The sequence below is a fragment of the Haloferax sp. s1 genome (assembly GCF_058382125.1).
Genome location: NZ_JBZRPK010000311.1, coordinates 1 through 2991 on the forward strand (window position 1 = coordinate 1; position 2991 = coordinate 2991).

Consider the following 2991-nt stretch of genomic DNA (forward strand, 5'->3'; position numbering starts at 1 on the left):
CGGTAGGGCGCTCGCGAAGGCGCGAGCGAGAGCGCGCAGATGGTTCTGTCGGTCGTTGTCGTCGGAAAACCGCGATGTAGGAGCATCGCGGTGTCGGCGCGTGAGCGCCTTCACAGGTACGGTGAGTACCCAATGTCTAGTACCAACTCGAGTCGCAAGGTCGTTACGGTGGATGAACAGGCATTCGAAAAAGCGGACGAGCAGACGGTCGATGAAGACGGCTTCCCGGTCGTCGACGAGACGCCGGAGTTCGAGGCCGCGGTCGAGCAGGAGACGCAGGCGAAGGTGGATGCGAACCACCCGGACGGGATCGCGGACACGAGCAAGGACCGGATTCACGGTGTCACCCTCGAACAGGAGGAGCGCATTCGGGCGCGGGAAGCCGAACTGGAGCGCATCAGTGCCCAGGCCGAGCTGGGCACGCAGGACGGTCGGGAGCGGCGCCCGCGAGAGGTCGTCGGCGAGCTATGTGGCCGTGCCGAGCCGGTGCCGACGGAGCGCACGGATCCCCGAGAGAAGCTGACGCAAGACGAACTCGCGGAGGTCAACGAGCAAGCGATGCGGATCAGCGACGAAGTGCAGGGCGGCTGGTCGAGAGCGGTCGTCGCGAAGCAGCTGGCCGAGAAGGTGCAGCGCGGGCGGGACGTCACGAAGGCGGTGCTGGAGACCCTCGAGGAGTTGAAGGCGGCGCCGGGGGCGATCGTGCCCATCGCGGACGTGCCGGACGTCCCGGTCGGTGAGGTGACGGTCGAAGGCACAGTGAGCGAACTCTGGGATCCCAGTTCCCCAGCAATCGCCCAAGTCGGACTCATCGAAGATGAAAGCGGGCGTACGAAATTCACCATCTGGGAAAAGAGCGGGAAGACGGTGGTTCGAGAAGGGCAGACAGTCCGGTTCAGAGCTGTCAAGAAAAATTGGTACCAGGGACGGTGCAGTCTCGCCATCACGGGCTGGAGCAGGATCGAGTTCCCGGAGCGCGGCCGGTGGTGGGAAGAGTAGCCAGCTGACGCAGCCTTCTTTTTTGCTGTGTGCCGGACCGACCCAGACCCCGCCGCCCCACCCTCCGCTCCGTGCTCGCTTCGCTGCGCGCGCAGCCACGACCTCGGGCGTTGCCGATCTGAGATTTATCCCTGAAACCGGGGGAAACGGTGCGCGACCGGGCGTGTTTGTCCCACCCCACCAGGGGTGCGGGCGTACCCAACGCTCGGAGCTACGCATGAAAGTCGAAGGAGACTACACGTGCGACATCTGCGGGGAATCGTTCGAAACGAACGTCGAGATTGCCGGCCATATGCGTTCTCATCAGGTATCGATACCTGCTGAAACGATCATCGACGAACTGCAGCGACTAGCCGAAGAGAAGGGGCGAGTTCCAAAACAGTCGGAGATCGAGGAAGAGACTGAGTTCACAAAAGGCGCAGTGCACTCAACGTTTGGGAGCTGGGACCAGGGATTGGAAGCTGCCGGACTTGAACCTCGAACAAACGGATATAGCGACGCAGAGATTATCGAGGAGCTACAACGAGTCGCCAGCCAGATCGGCCATTCACCCTCACGAAATGAGTGGCGAGAATTGGGGCGTGTCTCGGCCAACGCAGTCCAGACTCATTTCGGGTCGTGGAACGAGGGCCTCAGAGAAGCCAGCTTAGAGCCGCCCACACAGCAGACCGCCACAAAGGAGGATGTCATCGAGGCGATTCAGACCCTCGCCGCAGAACTCGGACGACCACCGAAGGCCCAAGAGATGGAACAGCACGGAGCGTGGTCGGTGAAAGTCGCCCAGCGATGCTTCGGCCGCTGGAATCGTGCGTTGCGCCGTGCAGGGTTCGAACCCCACAAACAATGGAGTGTCAGTGAAGAACAGCTACATCGGGAGATCGAGCGCTTAGTCGATGAGCTAGGTCACGTTCCAACAACTATCGAGATGCGCGACTCTGGTCGCTACTCAGTTGGATCCTATGCCCGCCGGTATGGGACCTGGCAAGACGCCATCGAAGCGGCCGGGTTCGAGTATCCCGGACGTCCAAGCGGCCCAGAGCATCCGCTCTGGAAGGGCGGCTACGGAGACATTTCGTACGGACCGAACTGGTACAGACAGCGCAAGCGTGCGCTGGAACGGGACGGCTTCGAGTGCCAGATGCCGGGCTGTCCAATTGACCGCGAAACCCACCGCGAGCGCTGGGACCGTGACCTGAACGTCCACCACATTACGCCGCTTGGCGCATTCATCGATGCCGATGGAGTACTGGATTACGAACGGTCGAACCGGCTTGAGAACCTGATCACGCTCTGTCAGCGCCACCATACGATGTGGGAGGAGTTCGCTCCGCTCCAGCCCGATATTCGCTAACCGCTCAGGGTGGTGTTTATCGCCCCCGACGATGGGTGGCGGGGACACCAGCTTCCCGTCTCACTATGACCGACGACACGACTCTCACAGCTCGTGAACGGCTTCGCATTCACCTCCGCGAAGCCCGCCGCACGACAAATTCGCCAATCGTGGAAGCACAATTAGAGGCCGCGCTGGACGCGTGGAACGACCTGCCACCGACTCCTCTACAGGAGTGTCCCGTCTGTGGGAAAGTCGGATTGTCAGAGCGGATTCTACAGCATCAGTACAATAAGCAGCAATAAATCCAGAATGCCATCTATATCCCCACTGGAGACGAGCGTGATGGGAAGAAATTGTGTCGACCTCAAGTACTACTGGTTAGATGACGAGGTCTGGTGACTATTGGTACGGTATCTGAGTGGAGGGTTTTCAAGTATAGCTGGTTTGATAGGGCAGCTATGAGCGATGTGGATTTCTCAGTGTACGGGATGAAACTTAATCCCGGTGCTGCCGATCCAGGATCAAACCCGTACGAATTCTGTAAATCCGAATCGGTGGTTGGCGTAGGGTGGAGTCTCGACAACGAGGAAGACTACGAGAGTATTGAGGAGGTCTATGAGTATCACAGGGAGGTATATGAGCGGCGAACCAGCCAAGGG

2 protein-coding genes and 1 pseudogene are annotated in these 2991 nt (G+C 60.1%); all 3 read left to right on the forward strand.

The window, feature by feature from the left end; translation table 11 throughout:
- Window positions 1-132 precede the first annotated feature (132 nt).
- Complete coding sequence (locus QT222_RS03440; protein ID WP_491476314.1) at window positions 133-999, forward strand: DNA-binding protein; 867 nt, start codon at window positions 133-135, stop codon at window positions 997-999.
- 217 nt (window positions 1000-1216) lie between these two features.
- The gene (locus tag QT222_RS03445) at window positions 1217-2350 is read left to right on the forward strand and encodes a homing endonuclease associated repeat-containing protein (protein ID WP_491476315.1); all 1134 of its coding nucleotides are present in this window, start codon (window positions 1217-1219) and stop codon (window positions 2348-2350) included.
- A gap of 377 nt (window positions 2351-2727) precedes the next feature.
- Window positions 2728-2991 (forward strand): annotated as a pseudogene (locus QT222_RS03450) (hypothetical protein); the annotation flags it as partial.

Bases quoted from the DNA above. Each gene is read 5' to 3' on its own strand.
- QT222_RS03440 (WP_491476314.1), top strand. From the start codon at position 133: ATGTCTAGTACCAACTCGAGTCGCAAGGTCGTTACGGTGGATGAACAG.
- QT222_RS03445 (WP_491476315.1), top strand. From the start codon at position 1,217: ATGAAAGTCGAAGGAGACTACACGTGCGACATCTGCGGGGAATCGTTC.